Annotated in this window: 26 protein-coding genes; 3 read left to right on the top strand and 23 right to left on the bottom strand. The window is 61.7% G+C overall.

All coding sequences use genetic code 11. From position 1 onward, the window contains the following. Positions 1 to 96: 96 nt before the first annotated feature. The 10 genes from X727_RS155140 to X727_RS155185 all read right to left on the bottom strand — a co-directional run bounded on the left by X727_RS155140 (position 97) and on the right by X727_RS155185 (position 8,754). A complete protein-coding gene (locus X727_RS155140) occupies positions 97 to 315 on the bottom strand; it encodes a hypothetical protein (RefSeq protein WP_023691451.1) in 219 nt (72 codons plus the stop codon). A gap of 73 nt (positions 316 to 388) precedes the next feature. Beyond that, a complete protein-coding gene (locus tag X727_RS155145) occupies positions 389 to 1,291 on the bottom strand; it encodes a class I SAM-dependent methyltransferase (RefSeq protein ID WP_023691450.1) in 903 nt (300 codons plus the stop codon). Between the two features lie 4 nt (positions 1,292 to 1,295). After that, a complete protein-coding gene (locus X727_RS155150) occupies positions 1,296 to 2,276 on the bottom strand; it encodes a GNAT family N-acetyltransferase (protein WP_245274139.1) in 981 nt (326 codons plus the stop codon). Between the two features lie 8 nt (positions 2,277 to 2,284). Further along, the gene (locus X727_RS155155) at positions 2,285 to 3,442 is read right to left on the bottom strand and encodes a glycosyltransferase (RefSeq protein WP_023744465.1); all 1,158 of its coding nucleotides are present in this window, start codon (positions 3,440 to 3,442) and stop codon (positions 2,285 to 2,287) included. Positions 3,443 to 3,449: 7 nt separating this feature from the next. Beyond that, a complete protein-coding gene (locus X727_RS155160) occupies positions 3,450 to 4,382 on the bottom strand; it encodes a beta-xylosidase (RefSeq protein WP_023699985.1) in 933 nt (310 codons plus the stop codon). Next, a complete protein-coding gene (locus tag X727_RS155165) occupies positions 4,375 to 5,136 on the bottom strand; it encodes a TIGR04290 family methyltransferase (RefSeq protein WP_023687791.1) in 762 nt (253 codons plus the stop codon). The genes X727_RS155160 and X727_RS155165 overlap by 8 nt, the downstream gene beginning before the upstream one ends. 3 nt (positions 5,137 to 5,139) lie before the next feature. Beyond that, complete coding sequence (locus tag X727_RS155170) at positions 5,140 to 5,943, bottom strand: sugar phosphate nucleotidyltransferase (protein ID WP_023667976.1); 804 nt, start codon at positions 5,941 to 5,943, stop codon at positions 5,140 to 5,142. Continuing rightward, entirely contained in the window at positions 5,943 to 7,043 is a 1,101-nt protein-coding gene (locus X727_RS155175; protein WP_023699986.1) for a glycosyltransferase, read from the bottom strand. Before X727_RS155175 ends, X727_RS155170 begins: the two co-directional genes overlap by 1 nt. Positions 7,044 to 7,057: 14 nt before the next feature. Beyond that, the gene (locus X727_RS155180; protein WP_023667978.1) at positions 7,058 to 7,654 is read right to left on the bottom strand and encodes a histidine phosphatase family protein; all 597 of its coding nucleotides are present in this window, start codon (positions 7,652 to 7,654) and stop codon (positions 7,058 to 7,060) included. Further along, positions 7,651 to 8,754, bottom strand: a complete 1,104-nt coding sequence (locus tag X727_RS155185; protein ID WP_023736084.1) for a myo-inositol-1-phosphate synthase — start codon at positions 8,752 to 8,754, stop codon at positions 7,651 to 7,653. Before X727_RS155185 ends, X727_RS155180 begins: the two co-directional genes overlap by 4 nt. 85 nt (positions 8,755 to 8,839) lie before the next feature. On the opposite strand from X727_RS155185, the gene X727_RS155190 reads away from it, so the two are divergent. After that, positions 8,840 to 10,654 (top strand): hypothetical protein, encoded by a 1,815-nt coding sequence (locus X727_RS155190; protein ID WP_245274138.1) that lies wholly within the window; start codon positions 8,840 to 8,842, stop codon positions 10,652 to 10,654. A gap of 8 nt (positions 10,655 to 10,662) precedes the next feature. Here X727_RS155190 and X727_RS155195 read toward each other — a convergent pair whose 3' ends face one another. The 9 genes from X727_RS155195 to X727_RS155235 form a co-directional block, all read right to left on the bottom strand. After that, complete coding sequence (locus X727_RS155195) at positions 10,663 to 10,848, bottom strand: hypothetical protein (RefSeq protein WP_023667982.1); 186 nt, start codon at positions 10,846 to 10,848, stop codon at positions 10,663 to 10,665. A gap of 94 nt (positions 10,849 to 10,942) precedes the next feature. Further along, on the bottom strand, positions 10,943 to 11,983 hold the full coding sequence (locus X727_RS155200) for a UDP-glucuronic acid decarboxylase family protein (RefSeq protein WP_023744467.1): 1,041 nt from the start codon (positions 11,981 to 11,983) through the stop codon (positions 10,943 to 10,945). Between the two features lie 23 nt (positions 11,984 to 12,006). Then, on the bottom strand, positions 12,007 to 13,110 hold the full coding sequence (locus X727_RS155205) for a glycosyltransferase (protein WP_023681097.1): 1,104 nt from the start codon (positions 13,108 to 13,110) through the stop codon (positions 12,007 to 12,009). Then, positions 13,107 to 14,201: a glycosyltransferase gene (locus tag X727_RS155210; RefSeq protein ID WP_023667985.1), complete on the bottom strand. Its 1,095-nt coding sequence runs from the start codon at positions 14,199 to 14,201 to the stop codon at positions 13,107 to 13,109. The genes X727_RS155205 and X727_RS155210 overlap by 4 nt, the downstream gene beginning before the upstream one ends. Beyond that, positions 14,198 to 15,328: a glycosyltransferase gene (locus X727_RS155215; RefSeq protein ID WP_023744469.1), complete on the bottom strand. Its 1,131-nt coding sequence runs from the start codon at positions 15,326 to 15,328 to the stop codon at positions 14,198 to 14,200. The genes X727_RS155210 and X727_RS155215 overlap by 4 nt, the downstream gene beginning before the upstream one ends. 2 nt (positions 15,329 to 15,330) lie before the next feature. Further along, the gene (locus tag X727_RS155220) at positions 15,331 to 16,431 is read right to left on the bottom strand and encodes a glycosyltransferase family 4 protein (RefSeq protein ID WP_023744470.1); all 1,101 of its coding nucleotides are present in this window, start codon (positions 16,429 to 16,431) and stop codon (positions 15,331 to 15,333) included. Next, positions 16,416 to 17,708, bottom strand: a complete 1,293-nt coding sequence (locus X727_RS155225; protein ID WP_023833997.1) for a TIGR04295 family B12-binding domain-containing radical SAM protein — start codon at positions 17,706 to 17,708, stop codon at positions 16,416 to 16,418. The genes X727_RS155220 and X727_RS155225 overlap by 16 nt, the downstream gene beginning before the upstream one ends. Then, on the bottom strand, positions 17,705 to 18,778 hold the full coding sequence (locus tag X727_RS155230) for a GDP-mannose 4,6-dehydratase (RefSeq protein ID WP_023833996.1): 1,074 nt from the start codon (positions 18,776 to 18,778) through the stop codon (positions 17,705 to 17,707). The genes X727_RS155225 and X727_RS155230 overlap by 4 nt, the downstream gene beginning before the upstream one ends. Continuing rightward, on the bottom strand, positions 18,775 to 19,881 hold the full coding sequence (locus tag X727_RS155235; protein ID WP_023833995.1) for an SDR family NAD(P)-dependent oxidoreductase: 1,107 nt from the start codon (positions 19,879 to 19,881) through the stop codon (positions 18,775 to 18,777). The genes X727_RS155230 and X727_RS155235 overlap by 4 nt, the downstream gene beginning before the upstream one ends. A 217-nt stretch (positions 19,882 to 20,098) precedes the next feature. Here X727_RS155235 and X727_RS155240 point away from each other — a divergent pair, with 217 nt between their 5' ends. Further along, the gene (locus X727_RS155240) at positions 20,099 to 20,374 is read left to right on the top strand and encodes a hypothetical protein (RefSeq protein WP_023667991.1); all 276 of its coding nucleotides are present in this window, start codon (positions 20,099 to 20,101) and stop codon (positions 20,372 to 20,374) included. Positions 20,375 to 20,586: 212 nt separating this feature from the next. Here the strand turns inward: X727_RS155240 and X727_RS155245 are convergent, their stop codons facing one another. The 4 genes from X727_RS155245 to X727_RS155255 form a co-directional block, all read right to left on the bottom strand. Continuing rightward, on the bottom strand, positions 20,587 to 20,913 hold the full coding sequence (locus X727_RS155245) for a low affinity iron permease family protein (RefSeq protein ID WP_023681103.1): 327 nt from the start codon (positions 20,911 to 20,913) through the stop codon (positions 20,587 to 20,589). A 110-nt stretch (positions 20,914 to 21,023) separates the two neighbouring features. Beyond that, a complete protein-coding gene (locus X727_RS155250) occupies positions 21,024 to 21,506 on the bottom strand; it encodes a DUF2269 domain-containing protein (RefSeq protein WP_023741841.1) in 483 nt (160 codons plus the stop codon). Further along, positions 21,506 to 22,792, bottom strand: coding sequence for an SDR family oxidoreductase (locus X727_RS0133635; RefSeq protein ID WP_031204098.1), 1,287 nt, complete (start codon positions 22,790 to 22,792; stop codon positions 21,506 to 21,508). The genes X727_RS155250 and X727_RS0133635 overlap by 1 nt, the downstream gene beginning before the upstream one ends. Positions 22,793 to 22,957: 165 nt before the next feature. Continuing rightward, the gene (locus X727_RS155255; protein ID WP_031201448.1) at positions 22,958 to 23,914 is read right to left on the bottom strand and encodes an NAD(P)/FAD-dependent oxidoreductase; all 957 of its coding nucleotides are present in this window, start codon (positions 23,912 to 23,914) and stop codon (positions 22,958 to 22,960) included. Between the two features lie 188 nt (positions 23,915 to 24,102). On the opposite strand from X727_RS155255, the gene X727_RS155260 reads away from it, so the two are divergent. Then, positions 24,103 to 24,444 (top strand): DUF768 domain-containing protein, encoded by a 342-nt coding sequence (locus X727_RS155260; RefSeq protein WP_023696361.1) that lies wholly within the window; start codon positions 24,103 to 24,105, stop codon positions 24,442 to 24,444. Positions 24,445 to 24,487: the final 43 nt, after the last annotated feature.

Below are 24,487 nucleotides of genomic sequence, written 5' to 3'. Positions count from 1 at the left end.
GCTCGGCACTACAAGGCGTTGTCGACCGCCGAGAGGCTCACCGGCGGCCCTTGCACAGTTTTCCTCCGTGCCGCGGCAAGACGCGGCGCGGTGGCGTCAGTCCTTCAGCAACCGGTTTGCGGCGTGATCCTGAAATTGATCGGACTTGATTCGATTGCCGTCCAGCCCGCGCTCTCGGCTATGTTGCTTCCTGTCGCGGTTGGACAAAACCGCGTTTTCTTCGATCTTGTCCTTGTCCAAGGTGGTCATTGCGCCGGCGCCGGCACCTTTGCCTTGGCTGCCTTGGCCGAAATGCTTTTTGCCGCCGGATGCCATGATCTCCTCCTTCGAATCCAGGACACCGATCGGTGCCGACGCCCGAACCGGCATCGCGCTGTAATGTTCCGTCTCACCCAGCAAGCAGGAAGGCGTCGCCATCCCATGACCCAAACGGCTTCTCGCCGTCGATGACGACCCGCAATTGGTGAGCTTGCGCAAGACGGCCGATGTCGGCCCGGTCCAAAGAAAGCGATCCGCGATAAGAATAGTTGAGCAATGCGAGCCGGCCCGGCCGTTTGAGAACGCGCGCAATTTCATCGAAAAGCCGCTCAGCCATGCCGGCCAGGACCAGGTAGGGAAAGCTGTCGACCGCCAACACGCAATCGAAACTGTCGTCGTCGAAGTCGGCCAGATCGAGACCGGAGGTTTGGCGCAGTTCGACATTGCCGAGCGCTGCGCATTGCTCGGAGGCGATAGAGATCATCCGCGATGATATGTCGATGCCGACCATCCGCTTGAAGGAATTGGACAGCGCGCGCTCGAAACGTCCGATGCCGCAACCGATGTCGAGAATGTCTCGTTCAATTCCGGTGAATTCTCGCGCCTCGAGCCATTCAACGATTTCGTCGGTCATGGCTGTCAGCCGCTCGTCATCGCCAAGGGATCCTAACTGGACACTTGCGGCTGTCGAAATTGCTGCCGCGGCATCAAAACTCGAGGCCAGCCGCGTGACGACGGCAATATCCGTCTCGCCGTTACCGCGTTCATGCCGAACGGCGCCGCCTGTCGCTCGCAAAGTGGCAAGGACGCCCGGTCTGTGGCGCAGCAGTCCAGCGACCTTTCGCAGTCTTTCAGCATCGCCGGTATCCGCCGGACGGACTTTCAGCACGAACTCCGCCAATTCCGCCGCTTCAATTGTGGGCGGCAGGTGAAGCGCCAGCCTGACGAGAACAGCTTCGGCGCAGGCACCATCGGCCATGCAATCTTCGACCGCCCGTCTGACCGATGTCCGGCGCTGCGCGTGCACACTCATGACATCAACTCCGCGTCCAGATCCTCCGCATCGTCCACCTGTCGACGGCGCCCCAGCCATATTTGTAGGCCTCCTGGCCGCGCAGGAAGTCGAACTCGCGCGCATCCTCGCGGATCGACTCCGCGATCGCGTGGCCGATCAGGATCGCCCCTGGGCTCTCCTCGGCATATGCAGGATCTAGGCCGCCGAGATAGGCATAGGCGCGGCCGCGGTGGTGAAATCCGTAATAGGCGGCGACAGTCGTGCCATCGATCGCGAGCAACCAGCATCGGACCAGACCGTGAGCATCGAGCAAGGGAAGTGAAAGCTCATGGAAGTGCTGCACGGCGGGGTCGGCCAATACACCACCTCCATGTCCAACCCAGCGTGCATGGTGCAGGCGGATCAATTGATTCAGGAAGTTCTGGTGATCACCCCGAGCTGACGCCAACGCGAGCCGGCCGCGTCTGGACGCCGCTTGGCGCGCCCGGCGCAACTGGCGCCTGCGCCGAGCGGGAACGCAGCCGGCCAACGTTTCGTCGCCGGCAACAGCAAGCACGGGGCAGGCTGCATGAATTACCGGCCTCTCGACCGTTAAACCGGGATGCGCGATCGTAAGACCGGCACTGTTTTGCGGCAGATCAGACAAGATCCATTGTGACCACCCGACCGAGCAGATCGTTTCGGCAATTGTGGACACGACCGCCGCCTCGATATCCTGGACAGCCAGGATGTCCAGATAATCGCTGAGCGAAATGCCGACCGGAAGCAGCTTCGAACCGGCCGTTCCATGCTCGAGATAGAGTGGCGCCAGCCCGACCAGATCGCCGCCACGCCAGACCGCGACTGTCGCCAGTTCACCGGGTGCGAATGCGCGCCACCATGGCACCAGCCAGGCGGGGGATTGGAACGGCGTCGCAGAGGAACTCTGCTCCCACAGTTTCCACCAGTGCGGCGTCAAGGCATCGAATTTTACGGGGTCATCGATGATTTCGCTGCGCAACACTGCTTTTCTCACGGTGCCGCAGCGAAGCGCCGGCAATCTGTGCCAAGTTGTGCCAGCGCCTGATAGGCAGCCATATACGACGAGATCATCCGTTCCAGCGAAAACCGCCGTCGCGCCTCCACCCGGCACGCCTCGGCGTCCAGGCTGGGCGCCGCAAGAATGGCTTGGGCCATCTCGTCGACTGTGTTGACGAGAAAGCCCGTCCTGCCGTGCTCGATGACATCCGCAAGCGCACCATTCGGGAATGCGACCACCGGGGTACCGCAGGCGAGGGCCTCCATGGCGACAAGCGAGCTTGTCTCGGCGGCGAGGCTTGGAATGACCAGACAGCGGGCTGCGTTGAGAAAGCGCCTCTTGGCGTTAAAGCCGAGCGGGCCCAGGAAGCGGCGGCGAGCATCAAGACGGGATTGGACCTCGTCGCGAAAGTAGCGCGTATGTGTTTCGTAGGGATAGACCTTGCCGCCGATGACCAGGGGCACGCGCGCCTGTTTGGCCGCGTCCAGGGCCAGGTGAATGCCCTTTTCCGGGCAGACCCGGCTGAGAACCAGGGCAAAGTCTCGCTTCGGCTGCACCAGGCTCAGTGCTTCGATGTCAACGCCGTTGGGAATCGGCGCCACCAGTCTGGCCCCTGGTGGCGCCGTTTGCTGCTGGGTGGGCGAGACCGCATGGAGCCACAGGTCGTCGCGCGTCGGTCGCAGAGCCTCGGCCGGATACCAGTCCAAGGGCAGGTGGAGGCTCACCAGGGTCGGACCATCGTCGGGCAGATAGGCATGAAAATCGATGCCGTGCAGATGAACCACATCGATCGGCCATCGGGCGCGGGCAGCGGCGATCGCTTTGCGATGAGCCTGCTGCGCGCGGCTCTTCGCCGCCTCGTCGAGCACGCCGTTTTCAGCCGGTATTTCCACAAGGGTACCGCTCGCGCTGGAGCCGCGGCAGCCAATGACGATAGAGCGGTGGCCGGCGCGAACCAGCTCCCGATCGAGCATCGACAGAACCTGTTCGGCACCGCCGACAGCATCGGGTCCGACGGGTGCGAGAGGGTAGGCGACATTGAGGACAGTGAGCGCCGCGGCTGGTTGCGCCTCGGTCCCGTATGCCGCACCACCTGCCGATGATGCCGCTAATTCGTCCAATGTGTCAGGCGTCTGATGCATTGGCAGCATGACACTTTCACGCTGCCGAGGCCCGCCGCGTCGGGAGCGAAGCGGACGTCATGCCGGGCGCATAGCGGCGGATCATGGTTGCGCAGAATTCCGCGAACTCCTCCGGCGCCAGTGGCGGGCTGGTGTGGTGGGGCATCATTCCGCGATGCTGCGGTGTAAAGCAAAAGGTGACCGTCACGTCGAAATCGGCGAGTGCCTCCATCTGCCGGTCGAACCAGTCCAGCGCGTTCGGCCGGAAGCTGTCTGCCCAGGAAAGCCCCGTGCGCATATTGGTGACGCCCAGCCGCTTCATCCAGGCGACGGCATCGTCCAGCCGGGGGTCCTCGAAATGAAACCACTGCACCAGCCCCATTGCGGGCGTGTAGCGCAGGAACTCCTCCAGCGCAGGTTTTGGCGTACCGTCCTGGCGCAGCAGCCCCATGTGGAAATGTCGATAGTAAGAAGAGCCCTCCGCCTCGCGATGCCGCGTCGTTGCTTCCCATTCGCGCGGAAGATCGTAGAGGCTGTACCACTGGATGCGTGGTGCGTTGCCAATCAGCAACTCGGCGGTGCGCTTGAGCCCCCAAACCTGGATTTCTTCCGCGCCGAAGGTCGATACGCCGACTTCGCTGACCCAGATGGGAAGGTTGGTGACGGTCGCGATCTCGCCGATCTTCTGTGGCCATTCGTGGATCTGCCACAGGTTCCAGTCGAGCGGAAAGCCGTGCACGGCGACGGCATCGACATGGTCCAGCACGCCGAATTCCTTCATGCGGGTGATAAAGCCCGGATCTATCGGCGAGATGCCACCGAGTACTTTCGTCAAAGACGGGTTCTCCGACGCGATTGCGTCAGCCGACAAGATCGCCATCCTGGCAAAGCGGCTCCAATCGGGATCGAGCTCTGGGTCCCAATGCGATTTGTTGTTGGGCTCGTTCCAGATCATGGCGGCTTCAATCATGGAGCTGTCCTTTCGAGGGGTAGATGGCGCCGCCGCCGGCCGGGTCCCCGGCTGCGCGGCAGAAATAGACCTCCTGCTCGGGGTGCAGAACGATCTCGAAACCGGCGCTGCGCAGCATCGCTTCGGTGCAGGCGCGGTTTGGAATCCACCAGTTGGTGGGATCGTCGGCATAGCGGTGCTCGATGAAATGCAGCTTGGGAAACTGCGGCTGGTCGAACAGGTCATGCGTCCAGAAATGATAGTTTTCCTCCAACTCGGGCAGATCCGCGCTGCCGCGCTGCATGGACTGGAAGATCATCAGGTCACGGGCGACATGTTCGCGGATCAGGTCGAGCGCGAGCAAGGGGTGGCGCAAATGGTAAAGCACCCCCATGAACAGCACGACATCGAACGTCTCGCGCAGCGACCCGACATCGTAGACCGAAAGCTTCTGGAATTCGATCTCGCAATCGGCAACCTCGGCGGCAAAGCGAGCTTGGGCCAGATAGGCGTCATCGAAATCGATGCCGAGGACACGGTCAGCACCTCGCCGCTTCATCTCGATGGAGTAAAATCCTGCATTGCAGCCGATATCGAGTACCGCCTTGCCCGTCAGATCAGCAGGAATGGCATTGGCAAATTTGCGCCATTTGATCAGCGGGTAGTTGCCCAGAAAATGGTTGGGAGCGGTTTCGACGCCGGCAAGTTCCATGTTGTGGAACCACGGGCCGAGCGCATCGATGCGGCGGCGGATTTCGGCATGGGAATGCAGCATGGCTCAGGCTCCTTCGCCAGGAACGACGGGTACATGCGACTGCGCGCCGGGCATGATCATGGTGGGCCGGCGCTGCGCGGATGAGGCGTCGTTTTCAAGCAACCGCAGAGCTGTTCGATAGCCGTTGAAAGTGCCGACATCGACATAGTCCGACCCAGCCCTGACACCAAAAGCTGTACCGCCGGCCGCAATATAGGCGTTGACCAAAGTGCCGATATATTCGTCACTGCGCTCGCGCTCACGCCAGAGTGCCGCAAGCTGATGCAGGATATGGCCCGGCATCTTGAACGCACCCCAAACCCAGTTCGTGGCGGCATCCTGTCGTTTGACCTGGATTTCGATCACGCGCTCGTGGACGTCGGTGACGACGGCGTCGAAGAATTCCGGCTGATCCACCGGGAAAAGCAGAAATGAGAGCTGATCGTCGGGCAAATGGCGGAAACCGTCCTCGGGAAACCAGATCGTATCGGGAAGGCCGACCAGGACGACCTCGTCGGGCGCGACGAGGGGCGCCGCCCGGAAGATCGCATCGCACAGACCGACGGGGTTCGGCTGCACCACGAAGAGAGCCGCCGCGTCACCGTAGCCGGCGGCGTAGTATTCAAGGATGTCGGATTTGCCCGATCCGATGATGAAGCAAATCTTGTCGACGCCGGCCTGCACCATGCGCCGTACCAGATACTCGCTCACGGCGCATGGACGCTCGGTCTGTCCATCGATCCGGCTACCGACCGGCAGCAGCTCTTTCGAGAAGCCGAGCGGCTGAATGCGGCTGCCGCGCCCGGCAGCGGGTACGATGCCCAACATTAGACCGCTTCCCTCATCGGTTCGCCGGGAGATCTTTGAAAGGCCTCGTTCAGGATGCGATCCAGTTCCGCCGCGCGCCGTGCGGAAGTGTGTTCGCCCAAGACCCGGTCGCGGGCACGCCTTCGAATGCCGTCGAGCTCGCGCTCCGGCAATCGCAATGCGGCGACCACATCATCGGTGTCATGCGCCAACAAGATTTCGCGGCCGGGTTCGAAAAATTCGGCCAGGCCCGGCCATGCATCGGTGACGATGGCAGCCCCACACGCGGCCGCTTCGAAGAGCCGTCCCGACGGGCACCAGCCCTTTTGCGCCATCGCCTCCCGGGTGACGTTCAGTGTCAGGCGAGATGATGAGAAGAAAGCCGGATGGTCGGCTGGCGGAAGATGCCTGACAAAGAAGATGTTGTCGCTCCATGGGAATTCCTGCGGATATTGCGCGCCGCCAATGATGAAACGGTGGTCGGGCAGGCGCGCGGCCGGGCGGACCAGCAGCTTTTCGACGCCGGCCTGGCGATCCGCCGCGTAAGTTCCGAGATAGGACAGATCACCGGCGAATTCGGCCCGCTTCTCTGCCGGCCGGTGTTGGTCGGGATCGACATGCCCATAGAGAGGCACCACGTGACGCGCGCCTAAAACCGACTTAAGCGCCTCGATCGCAGAGCCGCCGGTGTAACTCAAAACGAGGTCGAAATCGGCAAGACCCTCAGGTCCGAAATAGGGCGGACGCTCGCCTTGCTCGATGCGGGCAAGCGTGACCGGAGTGTCGAGATCGTAGAAGACACGCAATCCGCGACCTGTCTGCTGCGCCAGCCGCGAGGCCTCCACGGCGTCGGCACAGTAGGAGGTAACGACGACGACATCCGCTTGCTTCATTGCCCGCTCCGCAACGCGACGGATGTCTTCCCAGTCCGGATAAATGACGACGTTGCCGCCATCGAGCCGATCGAGATCACGCGTCCCGGCATAGTAGGGGGTATCGCGTTCGAAGAAGGTGATGGACCATCCCAGCCGACCCAGGGCGCGGATCAGTCCGCGCCAGAGCGTGGCATGGCCGTTGCCCCATGATGATGTAACGGTGAGACCGAAAATGACCATCTGCATCCGGAAAGTCCTCGTCAGGCAGCTTCGTTCATTCGCAGGAGCTTGGAGCCCCAGTCACCCGACACGATCGTCGTGATCGAGGCTGGATCGATGTCGAAGCGGAAGCAGTCGCCGACCGGCAAGCCAAGCACCTTGCAGACGGCGGCTTTGATCACGTCGGCGTGGCTGACCAGGGCGACACACTGATTCGGATGCCGCTCGCGCACTGCGTTCATCAGTGCGACGATCCGCTCCTGGACATCCAGCATGGTCTCGCCGCTCGGTGTCCTGGCCTCCTGCCGCTGGTCGTTCCACGCCCGCCAACCGGCATCGCCATTCAACTCGTCGAAAGTCTTTCCCGACCAATCGCCGAAATCGATCTCGTCGAGTTCGGCGCAGATCGCGATTTCGCCGACGCCGCAGGCAAGCGCGATCGGCACGGCCGTCTCTTGCGTACGCTCACGCGGGCTGCACAAGATGGCTTCAATCGGCTCCCGGGCCATGCGGCCACCAAGATGCGCGGCCTGCGCCTTCCCAGCCTCGCCAAGGCAAACGCCGTCCATCCGTCCTGCAAGATAGGAGCCGACATTGTCGTGCGCTGCATGACGGATCAAAAAGAACGTTGTCGTCATTCCGCGGCATCCAGCAAAGGCTCGTCCTTGCCGGCGATGAAAGCGAGCGTGCGCTGCCGCGCTTCGGCGTCGGTGAACTGTTCGGGAGGCGACTTCATGAAATAGCTGCAGGGGCCGGTCAGTGCTCCCGCTATGCCACGATCGAGCGCAAGCTTGGCGCAGCGTATCGCATCGATCACCACGCCGGCTGAATTTGGAGAATCCCAGACTTCCAGCTTGAGTTCGGCGTTGAGCGGCACGCCGCCGAAGGTCGTCCCTTCCACCCGGATATAGGCCCATTTGCGATCGGTCAGCCACGGTACGTGGTCGCTGGGTCCGACATGAATATTGCCCGGCTCCAGGGGAACATCGAACTGGCTGGCCACGGACTGGGTCTTGGAAATCTTCTTTGATTCCAGCCGCTCGCGTTCCAGCATGTTGAGGAAGTCGGTGTTGCCGCCGAAATTCAGCTGATAAGTGCGATCGATGCGCACGCCGCGCTCGCGGAAGAGATTGGCCAGCAGGCGGTGAACGATGGTCGCCCCGACCTGGCTCTTGATATCATCGCCGACCAGCGGCAGCCCTCGCTGCTCGAAGCGCCGGCGCCATTCCGGACGTGAGGCGATGAAAACGGGTATGCAGTTGACGAAGGCGCAGCCGGCCTCGAGCGCGCATTCGGCGTAGAAGCGCGTCGCCTCCTCGGAGCCCACCGGCAGGTAAGAGACCAGCACGTCGGCGCCGCTGTTGCGCAGGATTTCGCTGACGTCGGCAACCGGCTCCGGCGCCTCCTCGATTTCGTCGCGCAAGTATTTTCCGATGCCGTCAAGTGTCGGTCCGCGCTCGACGCGAACGCCGTTTGCCGCCGCATCGGCAAAGCGGAACGTGTTGTTGGGGGCGGCGTAGATTGCTTCAGCGACGTCGAGGCCAACCTTGCTCCTGGCGACGTCGAACGCGCAGACAATCTCGACGTCGTCGACATGGTAGCCGCCGAGGTCGGCATGCATCAGCCCTGGGATTGGTTCGTTGCTTTTTGCGTGACGATAATAGGAGAGGCCCTGCACCAGGGAGGATGCGCAATTGCCGACCCCGACGATACCGACACGAACCTTTTTCGATCCCACGAAACTGCCGCCCTATGCTGTTCAAAGGTAAGTTCCTGCCGCCGAACCACCAGCGTGCCGGAATGTTCCTTGGCCTGCCGAAAAATTGCGCAAGACAGCATGGATCGAAGCAGCGCTCGCTGCGTTGCCGGAAGGCAAAGCATTGGAAAACCGATCGATGATCGTTTACGGCGACCAGAAGCGGAGGCAGAGCGCAGAACGGCTTCGCGAAGCTGCCAGCGAGATTGCTCAAAGTCTGGACCGCATGGCTCGTGGCCTCCGACGCCATGCCGCGTTGGTTGGACTATTCATCAGCGTATCGGAACTGGTTCGGGCGCTTGCCGATGTCGATTTCGAGACCAGCGGCATCGACATCTTTTCGCCGCGGCAACAGCAAGGCGCGAGATTGCTGGTTGGTCTTGCGGCCGAGGTGGCGAAGTCGTGGCGAAGCGGTTTCGCCGTGGGCGGTGGCATCGACCCAGGACTTCTCCAACTGCTGGACGGGTTGGATTGCGAGGCTGAGGTTCTGACCGGTTCTGCCGAGGGTTACGCGCATTACGCGCTTTATCCCGAAAGCTATTTGGGAGCGGCGCAGGAGTCAGGTCTCGATGCGAACACATGCGTGATCGGCATCCGCAGCATCGGCCTGGGGCTTGCCGCCATAGTGGCTGCCGCGATTGGCGCGCCGGCGCCGTTCAGCGTTCGTCCGGTCGGCCATCCTTTCCGCAGGCACATCAATGCCGATCCGCGCTCGATCGCTTCCTGGAAGAACAATCCATCGGCACGCTTCGCCGTTGTAGACGAAGGTCCCGGTCTGTCCGGCAGTTCGATGCACGCCGTCGTCGCGTGGCTGCGGGAACTGGGTATTGGTATGGACCGCATTCACCTGTTTCCCAGCCATCCTGGCAACCCGGGCATCGAAGCGTCACGGGAGGCCAGGGAGACATGGTCGCGCTGTCCGAAACATGTGGCGACGGCGCTCGAATGCACCTTCCCCGAAAGCTCGAACATTCCCACGCTTAGCGAATGGGTGGCCGAGGCGGTCGGCAGCCCCGAATTACGCCTGACCGAACTGTCTGGTGGCGAATGGAGGAGCGTCCACTACGTCGACGAAAAGCATTGGCCGCCGAGCCCGCGCGGCATCGAGCGGCGTAAATTCCTGGCGTCCGCGGGGTGTGGTCGCTGGCTCGTCAAATTCGCCGGCCTCGGCGAAACCGGACGGCGTAAGAGACGAGCCGCGGAAATGTTGGGGAAAGCCGGGTTCGGATCGCAAGTGGTCGGGCTTTGCCACGGCTTTCTGGTCGAACGGTGGATTGACGGCACCACGATGGACCAGGCGCCGCTGCCAAGAGGAAGGCTGGTCGCGGAGTTGGCGCGCTATCTAACCTGGCGGGCGCTCAATCTCCGAACCTGCGAACCGGGTGCATCATTGCTCGCACTCGCGGAAATGGCTGTTTCCAATACATCTGAAGCCCTGGGCGAGAACCGAGCGGCGACGTTGCGCCGTTGGCTCTCGAAAAAAACCCCTGCGTATGTTCTGCAGCGGGTGGAAATCGACGGAAAGCTTCACGCGTGGGAGTTTCTCGTTTGTGCCGACGGCACGGTGCTCAAGACAGATGCCGTCGACCATTGCCGGGCACACGATTTGATTGGCTGCCAGCCGATAGAGTGGGACATTGCCGGCGCCCGTGTCGAATATGGACTATCCGACAGCGATGTGACGACATTGGTCGAGGGGATGGGGCTCGATATTGACAATGGCCACATCGATTTTTTCGAACCCTGCTATTTGGCGTTCCAAATCGGGCTCTGGAGCACGGCTGCGCAATCCGAAAATGGCCAGGAAAAAGCAAGGCTGGCCGGGACGGCAGACCGATACAGGGCGGGGCTGATACGATTCCTGGACGAATCTCAGGTGTAACGTTTCGATCAATCCAGCCTTCGCAGCATGTCTGCTTCCTGCTCAAGAATAGCGGCCACTTCCTCGCGCTGCAGATGCGTCATCATCAAGCTGACGCAGCACTCGAGATAGGTGATCGAGGAGCGCCGCAAATAGGCAGCCGCCTCGCGTTCGGCAATCTTGTCGACATCCTTCGCGGGTCGCTTGGGTTGCATGAGGATGATCCTCCGTATCGGGTCCCTCCCGCCAAACTACAAGGTTGGATGGATGTTCCGCACGATCTCCGGGCAGGTCCGGCCGCGGCCCACGTCATGCAGGAAGGTTCTGCAGCCCGCCTGCGGGTCTCCTTTTGGCAAGGCCTGTCATCTGATCGCCGATGCCGGTGCCTTCGAGCGCCGCGAAATAATCGATCGTCAGCTTGAGCCCTTCGTTGAGCGGCACTCTCGGCGACCAGCCGAGCAGCGTTTTCGCACGCGTAATATCAGGCTGCCTGCGCCGAGGATCGTCTTGCGGCAGGGGCAGAAATTTCAGATCCGACTTGGTGCCGGTCATCGCCTTCACCAATGCCGCCAGTCGCACGATGGTGAATTCTCCGGGATTGCCCAGATTGACCGGCTTGCCCGGATTGGGGTCGATGTTCATCAGGCGCATCAATCCATCAATCAAGTCGGAGACATAGCAGAAGGATCGCGTTTGCTGGCCGTCGCCGAATATCGTCAGCGGACGCTTCTCGAGCGCCTGCATGATCAAATTCGAGACGATGCGACCGTCGGCCGGATCCATTCTCGGACCGTAGGTGTTGAAGATGCGCGCGACGCGGACGTCGGCCTTGCCGGCCCTTAGATAGTCGAAGCAAAGCGTTTCGGCGGTGCGCTTGCCCTCGTCGTAGCAGGCGCGTGGGCCGGTGCAGTTCACATGGCCGACATAATCCTCCCTTTGCGGGTGTTGTTCCGGATCGCCATACACTTCGCTCGTCGAGGCCTGCAGCAGTCGCGCGTCATTGCGGACAGCGAGTTCGAGCAGGTTGAGGGTTCCTATCACGCAGGTACGCGTGGTGTGTATCGGGTCGGCCTGATAACGCGGCGGTGAGGCGGCGCAGGCCAGGTTGAAGATGTGATCCACGGGCTCGCCGAGATCCAATGGCCGGCAGATGTCCTGCTCGATCAACCGGAAACCCGGCCGGTCCATGATCGAGATGATGTTTTCCATGCGCCCGGTCAGAAAATTGTCGACGCAGATCACGCGCCAGCCGTTGCGGAGCAATACTTCGCAAAGATGCGAACCGAGGAAACCCGCGCCGCCGGCAACAAGCACCGTCTTTGCCCTGTGCGCCTTTCTTGTCTGTCGCATCGCTGTTTTCTCCTGTCTGCCGTTCATGCTGCACTTCCAATGTCGAGATCGAGGGCCGTCGCCGTTGGTTGGGTCAGCGCCGCCACGAATTCGCGAGCCCTGGCCCCACCGGTGTGGGAAGCGAGGACGAGTTTGCGAGCCCGGCCGGCCATGGCCAGGCGTGCGCGCTCGGACTCGCCAACGAGGATATCGATGACTTCGTCCGTCTCCGCGGCGGTGTGGATCGCCGATGCGGGAAAGAAGCTGTCGAGCCCTGGCCAGTGGTCGCTGACGATGGGCGTGCCGCAAGCCGCCGCTTCGAACAGGCGCACGCTGGGCGACCATCCTGCGGTGATCATGGAACTGCGTGTGACATTCAGCGTGTAGCGCTGACGGCTATAGAACGCGGCGTGATCGGCTGGCGGCAAATGTTCGATGCGTTCGACATTGTCCGGCCAGATGATGTCGGATGGATATTGGGAGCCGGCCACGACGAAACGGAGGTTCGGCATATGCCGTGCGGGCTCGAGCAGCAGAGCGTTCAGCGTTGTCTGCCGGTCCATGCTGTAGGTGCCGAGATAGCCGAGATCCCAGCGGATCGGATCTCCTGTCGGGTGATGCCGTTCTGGATCGACCGAACAATAGAGAGGTTCGGCATGACGCGCGCCGAAGTCTTGCGCCAGATGGTTGAGCGTTGGTCCGCCAGTGAAGGAGAAATAGACATCGAAATACGGAATTTGCCGCGAACTCAGATAATCGCAATCGTCGGCTGAAAGCTTGGCCAGGGTCACCGGGGTGTCGATGTCGTAAAAGCAGAGCTGCCCCTTGCAAAGCGAGGCGACGATGTCGATGACCTGGCGTCCTTCTGGAACAAAGGATCCGATGACGATGATGTCGGCCTGCTCCAGGCACTGTGCGTAGTCGCGTTGCAGCTCCGCAGTGGTTTCGTAGTAGCGCAAGGCGCAGAACTCCGGATCGCGCAGATCGCGGTGATTGGCGTACCAGGGCACGTTGCGCTCCAGAAAAGTCACCCGGTGACCGAGTCCGTGCAAGCCTTTCAAAAGACCCCGGAAAGTCGTGGCGTGGCCGTTTCCCCAGGATGAGGACAGCGACAGGCCGAGAAAGACGATGTCCAGTTTCTTGGTCATTCCGCTGCCTCCACGGCCCCGTGCTCGAAATGACGTTTGAAGACGGCATCCGCCACATCCGCCCGAAGCGCGTAGGTATGGTCCGCCAGCACGCGGTGAAGTGCGGCTTGGCCGATTGCCTTGGCCCGCCCGGGGGTCAGCGAGCGCATTATTTCGGCGACATCGCCGCCGTCACGCGCGACCAGGATCTCCTCGCCTGGTTTCAGGAACAGTTCCACGCCCAGCCATGCATCCGTGATGAGACAGGCGCCCGCGCCGGCCGCCTCGAACACTCGCGTGGCCGGTGAAAAACCGTTGGCGGCCATGCTGTCGCGGCTGATGTTCAACACGGCTTTTGGGGTGACATTGAAGGCGTTGTGATCGCGGGTGCCGACATGGCCGAGCCAGCCTACATTGGTGGGGAGCGGCTTGTCGCCCCAACCCGAGCCTCCGAGCAGGAAACGCTGTTTCGGCAGCTGGCTGGCGGGATCGAGGAAAAACGATTCGACACGCGCTTCACGGTCCGGCAGCCGGTTTCCGAGGAACGCCAGGTCGCAGGCAAAACGCGCTTTGCTGGCGACCGGATGGTGCGTTTCGGGATCGAGCGCATTGTAGATGGGCACGCACTCCTTGGCGCCCATGGCACGATAGGCCCAGACAACGGGATCGCCGCCACCATAGGTCAGCACGAGGTCGATCTCCTGCAGTGCACGATGGAGCGGGTGGTCCGGCTCGTCGCGCAACTGGGCAAGCGTGGCTGGCGCATCCACGTCCCAGAATACGACAAGCGCGTCGCTGCGGGCGTGGTCGAGAACGGCGCGAAGCAGCGCCTCGTCTTCGAAACCGACGCCACTCGCCTTGACGACGATGTCGGCGCCGGCGGCACGTGCCGCGACCTGCATCAGCGCATGCTGGGTCGCCTCATAAACGACGACAGTGCACCAGTCGGGAGCTTCGATGTCGCGGTTCTTCTGCCGGTCGTAGACATCGGGTTCGTAGAACGTGATCTCGTAACCCAATTGCGAAAGTGCCTTGAGCAAACCGCGATAGTACGTCGCGGCACCGTTCCAGTAGGACGACAAAAGGCTCGATCCATAGAATGCGATCTTCATGCGACGGCTTCCTTTGCGGCTGTCGGGACGGCGGTGTGTCGGTTCGCGCATTGCGTGAGCACGCCGAGCAACTCGTCGACGCGGTGGCGGCAGGTGTGCCGCGAGCGGATGGTCTCGAGACCCGAGGTCACCAGGGAGGCCGCAAAGTCCTCGTCGGACAACACCGTCCGAAGCTGTTGCCGCATTTGCGAGCCATTCTCGGCAAACAGGAAGTCGACACCGGGCCTGAAAAGCTGCTCGACATCGGACCATGGCGCTGAAATCAGCGGAATGCCGCAGGCGAGTGCCTCGAACATGCGGATCGTCGGGATTCCGGGCAACCTCTCGCGATAGGGGCGCCGTGGAACGTGAACGGTGACACGATGCGCGGCGAAGGCCTTCGGCACGTCGGCATTGGCGATCCACCCCTCATAGCGCAGTCCTGCGGTGGCCAGATCCGCAAGTGCGGTCTTGGGGTAGCGTACGCCGTGAACAGCGGCATGAAGGCCGAGATCGTGCACCGGCTCGATCAGAAACTCCTTGAGTTCGGCGGTCCGCTCATCATCGCCCCAGTTGCCGATCCAGACCAGATCGGAGGTGGGGTGGATCTCCGGGTGCGGCTTGAACAGGCGATCGTCCGCCGCTTCATGCCAAGTGAAGACGCGCTTGCCCCAGCCGGCGCGCAGATAGCTCTCGCGCAAGGTTTCGCCAAAGGCGAGAACGCCGTCATAGTGCTCCAGCCGGAGCGCCGAGAGTGCCTCGGTCGCAGACACGGCCCGGTGGTGGGTGTCGTGAAAAAGAAGGATGAAGTTGCCGCCGGCGGCCCGGGCACGGCCAATACGTGCGACAAGCTCCGGATCCGTCCACTCATGAACGATCACAACGTCGGCCTCGGCAATCCAGGCTTCGTGATCAAATCCGGCGTCGTAGGTCACCGGCATCAGTTCGGGAAAATCCTTGCGGAAGCGTTCGATGGCGAACGACCCCTTCTCAGCCAGCAGATTCGACCGGCTCCAGCCATTCGCCGGCTCCAGCGCAATAGTCTGATGCCGGCGCTGGACCAGCTCTCGCATGACGCCGCGCAGGAAATGGGCATTGCCATGGTTCCAGTCGGAAACGACCGAGTGGGTGTAAAACACAAAGCGCATGATCAGCGCTCCGCCATCGCTAAGGCCGCTTTGTCGTAGACGCCGCGCATAGCCGCTGTCTGCTTTGTCAGCCTAAACCTGCGGCTGCGTCGGATGGCTGCCTGGCCAAGCTCTCGCCGGAGCTCGGCATCGCTGGAGAGACGGTTGAGGCAGGCAGCGAGATCGTGCGGATCGCGCGCGTCAAAGAATATCGCGGCCCCGTCCCATAGTTCGCGATAGGTGGCGATATCGGAAAGCACCAGGGGCGTAGCCGACATGGCGGCTTCCAGCGCGGCCAGGCCGAATGGCTCGTAGAGCGATGGCGATACGAAAATACCCGCGCGAGCCATCAACGAACGCACCTCATCGGACGGCACTGCTCCCAGAGGAACAGCATGGCTGAAGCTGACATGCTCGCCGTTTGGGCCGTTCGTCGAACCGGCGGCAAACAGAGGCCATCGCGTCAGGGACGCCGCCTGATCGACCACCGCCGCATTTTTGCCCTCGTCCCACCAGCGGGCAGCGGCGAAGACGAGCGGTTGATGCTTTTCGGCCTTCGGCAGAGGACGGGCACCATTTGTGACCACACTCAAGCGCGCGATCGGGCCGTAGCAGGTCTCTAGCATGTCGGCATGGCTGCGGCTCGGCGCGATGACCGCGTCGGCCCGATCCATGCCGCGTCTGTTGCGCTCCTTCTGCCAGGCCCATGCCCCATCCGCCGCCTGTCCTCTGACCGCATGGAACCAGGTCGTCACGCAGGAATGGGAGACCACCACGACCGGGCATGGCGCGTCGAATCCCGCCGCCTGCGAAGGCGCGTTGAAATGGACAAGGTCGATGGCGTGGTCGCGCATGGGCGCATGCAACTCCCGCGGCAGCGCGTCGAGATCACCGCCGTTGCGGGTCATCCAATCCGGCGGCGTGTTCAGCCAGATCAGCTTCGCGAAAGCCTCCGCCTCGTCGGCCTGGTGCCTGGACGGTGGCGGACCGAGACCGGCAAGCACTACGCTATCGCCGCCGTTGACAAGTTCCCTGGCCAGGTCGAGCGCATAGCGCCACACGCCGCCCACGGCATCGACCGTCATCAGGATGCGCCGCGAGCGCGGCGTCAGTGTCCGCAACATGTCGCCTCCAGTTCCGCCAGCGGACGCGGGCGCCTTTCCTGGATATCGCTGAACTTCTGGAATGATGCGAGATAGTGATCATGGGCGCGCTCCCAGGCGAGGTCATCGGGTTCGCCCCAAAGCTCGCGATAGCTTGGCGAACTCGGATATGGATAAAGCGGTACGGGTTCATTGGCCCATACGCCGTTGTCGATGAGGTGCGTTCGCCAGTAATCGACGAGGGCAGGGTCATCCTCGACGACGCCGATCAGATTGGCCTGTACGAATGGAACGTGACGCCTGGCATTGACGAGCAGCGCGGCGAGTTCCTCGGTACCCAGCCGGCAGCGCTTCGCGAGCATCGCACGACCTTCCACGGTCAGGCTTTCGAGACCGGCCTCGATGGAGACGCAGCCGGCCGCACCAAGCAATTCCAGCAGCTCGGGCTTCCAAAGGTCGATGCGGGTCTGCACACCGAACTTCACGTCGCGATGGATCAACGCTTCCAACAGCGCTTTTTGCGGCAGGAAGATTTCATCGATGAAATAAATGTAGCCGACGCCCTGGGCAATCAGCCGATCGATTTCCGCTATGACCGCCTCGTGGTTGCGGCGGCGATAGGCATCGCGGAAATCGATCTTGGCGCAGAAGCTGCAATTGTAGGGGCAGCCGCGCGATGCTTCGACCTCCGCGCCGAACCCAACCTGCTTGTCATCGAACCTGTGATGGTGATGCGAATGGGCTGCGATCCAGTCTGATGGCCATTGGAGTGGCGGATGATCGACAAACGAGCTGGCGTGGACGCCGCCGTTCAAAACCACCTTGGCGTCGCGCAGGTAAGCGGTCGAGGGGACCGCGCTCCAGTCGTCGCGCCGGGCAAGTTCCGCGACGATTTCCTCGCATTCGCCGCGCACAACAATGTCGACGCCAAGCTTGCGCAAGGTTGGCGCGGGCGTAGCCGAGCCATGCGGCCCGACCGCGACTGTGCGTCCACCGCGCCCGGCGAGACGGTTGAGGAAATCGGCCGGCACGCGCAACTCGGGTGGTGCGCAGCGCCAGAACAGATAAGTCGGGGCGGTAGTGACGACCGTCATTGCAGGCGCGAAATCAGCCACACGCTCGGAGAGGTCCGAGTTGTCGAGCTTCTGCAATTGCCCATCCAGCATCAACACCTCATGGCCGGCTGTTTCGAGGAGGGATTTCGAATAGCCGAGTTCCAGCGGGAGATGTGGTTGGCGGCAGCCGAAATAGATGCTGTCGTCATAGGTCCAGAACGGGTTTACCAAGGCGATTTTCATGCGACGTACCTCACGACTTCGGGGCGAGGCTGGAGCCGGTGTTGTTGCAGCCAGTCTGCGAGATCGCGAATGCCTTCGCGCCATGAAACACGAGCTTTCCAGCCAAGCATCGCTTTGATCTTGCGGGTGTCGGCGACGAAGAAGGGCTGATCGCCGGTGCGTTCGTCATCATGGCGGATCGAAAGCTCACGGCCGGTCAAGCTACGGATCTCGCTCAACAGCATGCGCAGGCTGATCGCATTATCGGGGCCGCCGCCAAGATTGAATGCCTGGCCTTTGGTCGTCTCGATACGATCGAGCGTGGCCCTGTAGGCGGCGACCGCATCGGAGACATGCAGTATATCGCGCACTTGTCTGCCGTCGCCGTAAATGGTGATTGGACGTCCCGTCAGCGCACTCAGCAGGAAGTGCGCGACCCAGCCTTGATCCTCGGTTCCGAACTGGCGCGGCCCGTAGATGCAGCTCATCCGCAGCACCGCCGTGGGCATGCCGTAGGATTTGGCATAGTCGAGCACATATTGGTCCGCCGCGCCTTTGGAGCAGCCATAGGGCGTGCAGAAATCCAGGCCGTGGGTCTCGTCGATGCCATTCGCTTGGATGATGCCGTCGCAAGGCAGGTAACGATCGCCGTCCTCGCGCACCGCGACGTCGGGCAGGCTGCCATAGACCTTGTTGGTGCTGGCGAAGACCACCGGAACAAACTCACTGCTCAGCCGCGCCGCCTCGAGGACATTGAACGTTCCTCGAAGGTTGATGTCGAAATCCTCGTCCGGTTGGACCAGGCTCGTTGTGACGGCGGTTTGCGCGGCCAGGTGGAAGATCGCCTTGGAACTCTTCAGAACGGGCGCAAGCGCGTTGGCGTCGCGCACGTCAATCGTTTCGACCATGAGGCGGCTTCCGTGTTTCTGCACCAGCCATTCAAGGTTCTGTTCGACGCCGGGGCGGCTGAGATTGTCGATCACCAGCACCGGCTCGCCATCCGACAACAGGCTGTCGGCCAGGTTCGATCCTATGAAGCCGCTGCCGCCGACAATGGCGACGGGCGCGTCGCGTCGATTGCGCGTATTCATGACACCAGCCCACGTTCTTCAAGCTCGCGTTTCATGTCGGCGCCGCGGTCGATGGCGGACGAGTTGCGCACCCAGGAAACGAAATCGGCGAGGGAATTCTCCAGTTGTTGCCTCGGCTCGAAACCGAGCAGCTCACGGGCCTTGGAAATATCGGCGAAGCAGTTGCGGATATCCCCGGAGCGCGCCTTGCCGAGCAACTCTGGCGAGCGGTCCGGCGTTCCCATGGCCTCGGCAAGTACCCGCGCGACGTCGCTGATGGCATAGGCTCGGCCGCTGCCGATGTTGATGACGTGACCCCTTGCCTGGCGTTGCTGCAGCGCAAGACGAAAGGCGCGGGCGACGTCATCCACATGGACGAAATCGCGTTTCTGTTCGCCATCCTCGAAGATCATTGGACGTTGGCCGTTGGCGAGACGCGAAGCAAAATTGGCCAACACGCCGGTATAGGGGTTCGATAACGCCTGGCCGGCGCCGAAGACGTTGAACAGGCGCAGCGCGACCGCATCGATGCCATAGGCTTCGCCGAAGATCAGCACGGCGCGTTCCTGGGCGTATTTCGTCAGTGCATAAATAGAGGCGAGATCGACCGGCTTTTCCTCGTCCGTCGGCAGGGGGGAGAGGGGCTCGCCTTCCGGCGACAGCGGATTCCATTGCCCGTTTTTGATGTCGCTCGCCTTGCGCCGGGCATTGTCGATGCGCCGGCCGTCCGATGTAGCATAGAGGCCCTCGCCATAGACACTCATCGATGAGGCGACGACAATGCGCTCGACCGGGTGTTTGATCAGCGCCTCGAGCAGCGTCGCGGTGCCGAGATCGTTGGTGCCGACATAGCGCGCGATCTCGTACATCGACTGTCCGACGCCGACTTCCGCGGCCAGATGAATGACCGCGTCAATGCCTTCCAGCGCCTTGGCGACCGCCTCCCGGTCCCGAATGTCGCCCTTGATCAGCTCGGCCCCGGCGGGAAGGGCGACTGTTTCGCCTGCGTGCACCTGCTCCAGCAGCACATCCAAAATGCGAACCGAATAATCCTGCTCGATGAGTTCCTGGGCGACATGCCGGCCAATGAAGCCGCAGCCCCCTGTAACCAATATCCGTTTCACGACCACTCCTCAGACAGGTAATCTTGGCGACCCGAACTTTTCGGCAAAAGGTTTGTTCCCTTGGCTTCAACAAAGTTCCTTTGGCCGGCTTCGTTCGGAAGCAGCCACATCGCGCTCGCCGCGCCGTGCCGGAACATTGCCGCCCTTGTGCTGTTAGGACGCCGGCAGCCCCGACGATGCCCGATGTTGGCAACGCCGATGATCAAAGGAGATTTCAATGTCCCAGTCGCAAACGACCACCAATCACGACGAAATCCGCAAATGGGCCGAGGAGCGGGATGGACGGCCGGCAGTGGTTCGCACCAAAGGGGCGGGCGGCATCCTGCGGATCGACTTCGGCAAACCCGAGGAAGCATTCGAGCCGGTCGAATGGGACGAGTTCTTCCGCATATTCGACGAGAACGATCTGGCCTTTCTTTACCAGTCCAAGACTGGTGACGGACAAACCAGCCGTTTCAACAAGTTCGTCGAGCGCAACCAGAAAGGCGAATGACACATTTCGAGCCGGCCGATTTGCCCGACCTGGTTCTCGGGCCAATTTCTGGATGCGGTGGAACAATAGAGGCTCCGATCCTTCGGTCGCTGAACCACAGCCGCAGCAAGGATCGAAGGCCTGGGCCTGAGCGCAGGAGGCGGCGAGGCTGGATAGGCGTCAAAAGCTGGAAACCCGCTACTCGTCCTGCCGTGAAACCAAAACGCCGCTCATCAGTCGTCCTGCTGCCTGCGGTGGCGGTGTTTTTCGATTTCCTCGGGCTCTTCATCGTCGATCCGCGTGATGTTCGAGGCATTGTGGTCTGATCGCAGGATCTCATCCAGTTTGGCGTGAATGGCCTGAGTGTCGCGGTGCTCGGCACGCTGGATGAACAGCGTCATGGCCCACGTAAACAAGGTAGCCGCTCCATGCCAGTCCAGGGTCTGTCGCTCGAAGATCATCCAAAGGATTGCGTAGACCAACAGGATCAGGAATGCCGCGGGGCGGGAGGTTAATGTGCCGATTGAGGTAAGCACGCCGGTGACGGGATGATTGGCCATGCGAAAGAACTCGCGGCAGTGACCGTGGTTCCCGACCGCAGTGCATCGCGCCGGCACGAACCAGCTAGGCGCGACGGATGAATTCACGGCGCAGTGCTTGCCGATCGCAGCTACAACGATGACCACTCGATTGCCGGGCGCGCAATCATCAGCCAGAAAATGGCGAGCACGGCGCCGAAAGCTGGGAAGCCGAAGACAAACCAGCGTCTGAACAGCTGATGGTAGCGCTCGGGAGGAGGTTGGTTGGAGAGTGCGGCCTGTGTGGCTAGATTTCGCATCTCGATCTGCATCCACACGACAGGCAGCCAGAACAGGCCCGTCAAGATGTAGAGCAGGATCGAGAGAACGATCCATCCTTCGGACAGCGAATACCCCGCAACCCTAGCGAGGCCCAGTCCGGTCAGAGGTTGTGCGATAACGGCCGTAGCCGTGAACAGGAAATCAGCCAGCACGACAATGCGGGCGACGGCTGCGATCGTCGCGGCATTCCCGGTCCGGTGTGCCAAAAGCATGAAAAAAGCAATGCCGGCACCAGTTCCGAGCAGCACAGCAGCGCCGATCACGTGCAGGTATTTAAGCACGAAGTACGTCATCAGCGTTCCTCCAGAATGGCCAGCGCTGCAAAATGCAGAACGAGGATCGGGAGGATTTTGATCAACGGCCCGAGTGGCTCAAGCCAAAGATCCGGCCGCAGAATGCTCCCAGCGATCGCATAGAAAAGCGATACCGCGATTGCGCCGAAAAGACCAAGCCGGCTGGTTGGGCGCCAGGCGATAAGCGCCCCGACGGCGATGTCAGCCAGCGCGCCGGCGACTACCGCCGGTTCGGCCAAGGGGCCGGCAGCAGTGCCAATCAGCAAATCAACTCCGCTGCGCCAGCCGGCAGTGAGGGAAATGATGCCCGTCATGATCCAGAAGAGCGGCAAGATGACAAAGAGCGCCGGCTTGACGAAGTAAAGACCGGCGAACCATCGCTCCTGCACCGCCGCAGGATTTAAACGCAGTGCAGATGTAAGACTTGATGGTTGAATGCCGGTCGCCGTCATCCAGGGTTGGGGATCGCCGACAGCGCCACGGGCAATCTCTTTTGCTGCATTGCTGCGCATCGGCGGGCGCCAGCCCAGCTGAGCCGCGGCATCCCCGAACCTGTACAAAATAGCTGCGGCCCAATTGGGCAAGATGAACTCCCGAGCACTGCTCCATCCGAACCAGCGGCGATAGCGACCCACGACCTCGCTCATCGAAAGTGCCTCGGGCCCAGCCAGGTCCAGCGTGAGGTGCGATGGGCTGCCGGGTTTGAGGAAGAACAGGACGGTGGAGATCACGTCATCGAGTTGGACGACTTGGAGACGGCCCGTGTCGGGCATCAACGGCAAGAGCGGCAACGCCGCGAGGCCGCGAAAAAGTGCACTTGCGCCGAAGGCCGGCCTTCCCAGTACTACGGAGGGGCGCAGGATGACCCAGTCAAGGCTACGTGCCATCAGTGCCTCATCGCCGGCGAGCTTGCTGGCGGAAAAGGCGGACGGCTGCTGGCGATCGACCCCGATGGCAGAAAAGTGGATCACCTTATTCACACCTGCGTGCTCACACGCGGTGAAGAGAGCCGAGGCGCCGGTAGAATGGACATGCCGGGTGTTTTCCCGGGCACTATCCTGCAGGACGCCGGCACAGTTTACGACGGCGTCCACACCGGCGAGATAGGGGGTCCAGTCCTGAGGTCGCAAGGCCCGCGCCATATCCAGGGAAACGGTTTGGATCTCCGGGTGGACGCCAGTGTCTGCGTGGTGAAGCACGCGGACCACTTCATGACTCTCGCCGGCCAGGCGCGCGCAAAGCGCGGCTCCAATCAGACCTGACGCGCCGGTGACGAGAATTTTCATTCCTTCCTCCAGCCGTTCGCCAGCGCGTGCCCGTCCATCAACCCAGCGGCTGCGCCTGGGAGAACTCTAGCAAAGCCGAAGCCGGTAGTCTCACGCCGGGTGGAACAGGTTCCGGGCATCAACGCAGCCAAAGGTGAGCCGGTACGGTGCGTTCGCATCTGCAGGTCAACTTCGCCGGAAGTTCGTCGCCGGCTCGGCGCAATCGCGGAGGTCGTTATGAATGTGAGTTGCAGCCTTGGCGGCGTCTCCGAACGCAACAGCAATTTGATTGAGCCCCTCGGCCACGTCGCCAATGGCATAGAGTCCTGGCGTTGAAGTCTCAAGGTGTCGGTTGACCAGGACATAGCCTTCTGCGTCACAGTTAGCCCCCAGAGCAACCGCGAGTTCGGAGCGTACGTCGCTGCCCATCGAAGGGTACACCACATCGATGTTGCGCATCGGGGCGCCCTCGGCCATGACGACATCGAACCCGGTTCGTCGAGGGATCAGGTCATCGACAGCGTCCCAGATTTCAACTCCGCCTGCCAAGGCGGCGCCGCGGGCAGCTTCGGAAACATCATCCTGGTTATTGGCGAGCAAGGCGACCTGACTGCCATATCCCTTCAGGAACAGAGCCTCCCTGACGGCGAGATGCTCCGGACCAACAACGCCGATGCGGCTACCCCGGGCCTCATATGCATCGCAAACCGGGCACAGTCTGACAATGCCGGTTGCGATCGCCTCCTCCAGTCTTTCAATGGGAGGTGCCTTGTCCACAATGCCCGTTGCCAGAATCACGCGCCTTGCTTGGACAATCCCGCAGGTGGTCGTCAGGACAAAAAAAACCTCGCGTTTTTCGGCGTGGCCTACGCAACCATGGACAAGGCTCGCGCCGTATAGCTGTGCCTGGGCTCGTAGGCGGCCGAGCAGTTCTTCCCCGCTGATGCCGTCGGGGAAGCCGGGACAGTTGCGGGATTTTGGGATGAGCTTGGCACGCGCATGCCCCGCGTCGAGCGAGATCACCGAACGCAGAAACCTGGCTAAATACATGGCTGCAGCGAGCCCCGCGGGGCCGCCGCCGACGATGGCAACGTCAAAAACTTGTGCGCCCGAAAAGCTTGGTTCGCCCGAAAAGCTTGGCATCGGGCCTAACTTCAACTCAACGAGCTTGTTCCACAGGGTCGAAATGGACGCAATCAGGATGCACACTGCACAATAAGAGTGAACTCCAATCGAGTCGTGAAGAGAAAGGCCACTGCCTCATCAAGCCTGCAAAAACCTCGTGGCTCCCAACGCTGTGAGTACAGCACCACTGGGAAAGTGAACGCATCATGGAACTTCGGCTCACCGTCGCGCTTAGTTTGGCGAAAGGGTGGTCTGAGATGAGCGCGACCAGAGAGTTTTTTCAAAACTGGCTACAGGAGAATGTCGGCACACTTCCTGGTCGAGAGGAAGTCAGCGTCGCGGTGCTCGCTCAGCAATTCGAGCAGGATGCCGAGGTGGCTGGTTATGGGCGTGAAGTAAGGGAGGACGAACTCGGAAACATCGAAGATGCTATCGTGCAAGCGATCGAGAACGCCGGGTCCGGGGTGCAGAGCCCGAGCTCCGAAAAGAGCGATCCGGCACCTGTAATGGACGCGTTGGAGGTCGATGATGCCAAGAGCGGACCGTAGCCCCTGACACCTTCTTCTGTTCGCCTGAACAAGCCCCCCGGGC

The sequence above is a fragment of the Mesorhizobium sp. L103C105A0 genome (assembly GCF_000502215.1).
In the GTDB taxonomy this organism is placed as follows: Bacteria; Pseudomonadota; Alphaproteobacteria; order Rhizobiales; family Rhizobiaceae; genus Mesorhizobium.
Note: the sequence above shows the minus strand (reverse complement) of the source record. Positions and strands in the feature narration are given on the sequence as shown.

Coding starts and splice junctions, on each gene's coding strand:
- X727_RS155140 (WP_023691451.1), bottom strand. CDS start 315: ATGGCATCCGGCGGCAAAAAGCATTTCGGCCAAGGCAGCCAAGGCAAA.
- X727_RS155145 (WP_023691450.1), bottom strand. CDS start 1,291: ATGAGTGTGCACGCGCAGCGCCGGACATCGGTCAGACGGGCGGTCGAA.
- X727_RS155155 (WP_023744465.1), bottom strand. CDS start 3,442: ATGCTGCCAATGCATCAGACGCCTGACACATTGGACGAATTAGCGGCA.
- X727_RS155160 (WP_023699985.1), bottom strand. CDS start 4,382: ATGATTGAAGCCGCCATGATCTGGAACGAGCCCAACAACAAATCGCAT.
- X727_RS155165 (WP_023687791.1), bottom strand. CDS start 5,136: ATGCTGCATTCCCATGCCGAAATCCGCCGCCGCATCGATGCGCTCGGC.
- X727_RS155170 (WP_023667976.1), bottom strand. CDS start 5,943: ATGTTGGGCATCGTACCCGCTGCCGGGCGCGGCAGCCGCATTCAGCCG.
- X727_RS155175 (WP_023699986.1), bottom strand. CDS start 7,043: ATGCAGATGGTCATTTTCGGTCTCACCGTTACATCATCATGGGGCAAC.
- X727_RS155180 (WP_023667978.1), bottom strand. CDS start 7,654: ATGACGACAACGTTCTTTTTGATCCGTCATGCAGCGCACGACAATGTC.
- X727_RS155195 (WP_023667982.1), bottom strand. CDS start 10,848: ATGCAACCCAAGCGACCCGCGAAGGATGTCGACAAGATTGCCGAACGC.
- X727_RS155200 (WP_023744467.1), bottom strand. CDS start 11,983: ATGCGACAGACAAGAAAGGCGCACAGGGCAAAGACGGTGCTTGTTGCC.
- X727_RS155205 (WP_023681097.1), bottom strand. CDS start 13,110: ATGACCAAGAAACTGGACATCGTCTTTCTCGGCCTGTCGCTGTCCTCA.
- X727_RS155210 (WP_023667985.1), bottom strand. CDS start 14,201: ATGAAGATCGCATTCTATGGATCGAGCCTTTTGTCGTCCTACTGGAAC.
- X727_RS155215 (WP_023744469.1), bottom strand. CDS start 15,328: ATGCGCTTTGTGTTTTACACCCACTCGGTCGTTTCCGACTGGAACCAT.
- X727_RS155220 (WP_023744470.1), bottom strand. CDS start 16,431: ATGTTGCGGACACTGACGCCGCGCTCGCGGCGCATCCTGATGACGGTC.
- X727_RS155225 (WP_023833997.1), bottom strand. CDS start 17,708: ATGAAAATCGCCTTGGTAAACCCGTTCTGGACCTATGACGACAGCATC.
- X727_RS155230 (WP_023833996.1), bottom strand. CDS start 18,778: ATGAATACGCGCAATCGACGCGACGCGCCCGTCGCCATTGTCGGCGGC.
- X727_RS155240 (WP_023667991.1), top strand. CDS start 20,099: ATGTCCCAGTCGCAAACGACCACCAATCACGACGAAATCCGCAAATGG.
- X727_RS155245 (WP_023681103.1), bottom strand. CDS start 20,913: ATGGCCAATCATCCCGTCACCGGCGTGCTTACCTCAATCGGCACATTA.
- X727_RS155250 (WP_023741841.1), bottom strand. CDS start 21,506: ATGACGTACTTCGTGCTTAAATACCTGCACGTGATCGGCGCTGCTGTG.
- X727_RS0133635 (WP_031204098.1), bottom strand. CDS start 22,792: ATGAAAATTCTCGTCACCGGCGCGTCAGGTCTGATTGGAGCCGCGCTT.
- X727_RS155255 (WP_031201448.1), bottom strand. CDS start 23,914: ATGCCAAGCTTTTCGGGCGAACCAAGCTTTTCGGGCGCACAAGTTTTT.
- X727_RS155260 (WP_023696361.1), top strand. CDS start 24,103: ATGGAACTTCGGCTCACCGTCGCGCTTAGTTTGGCGAAAGGGTGGTCT.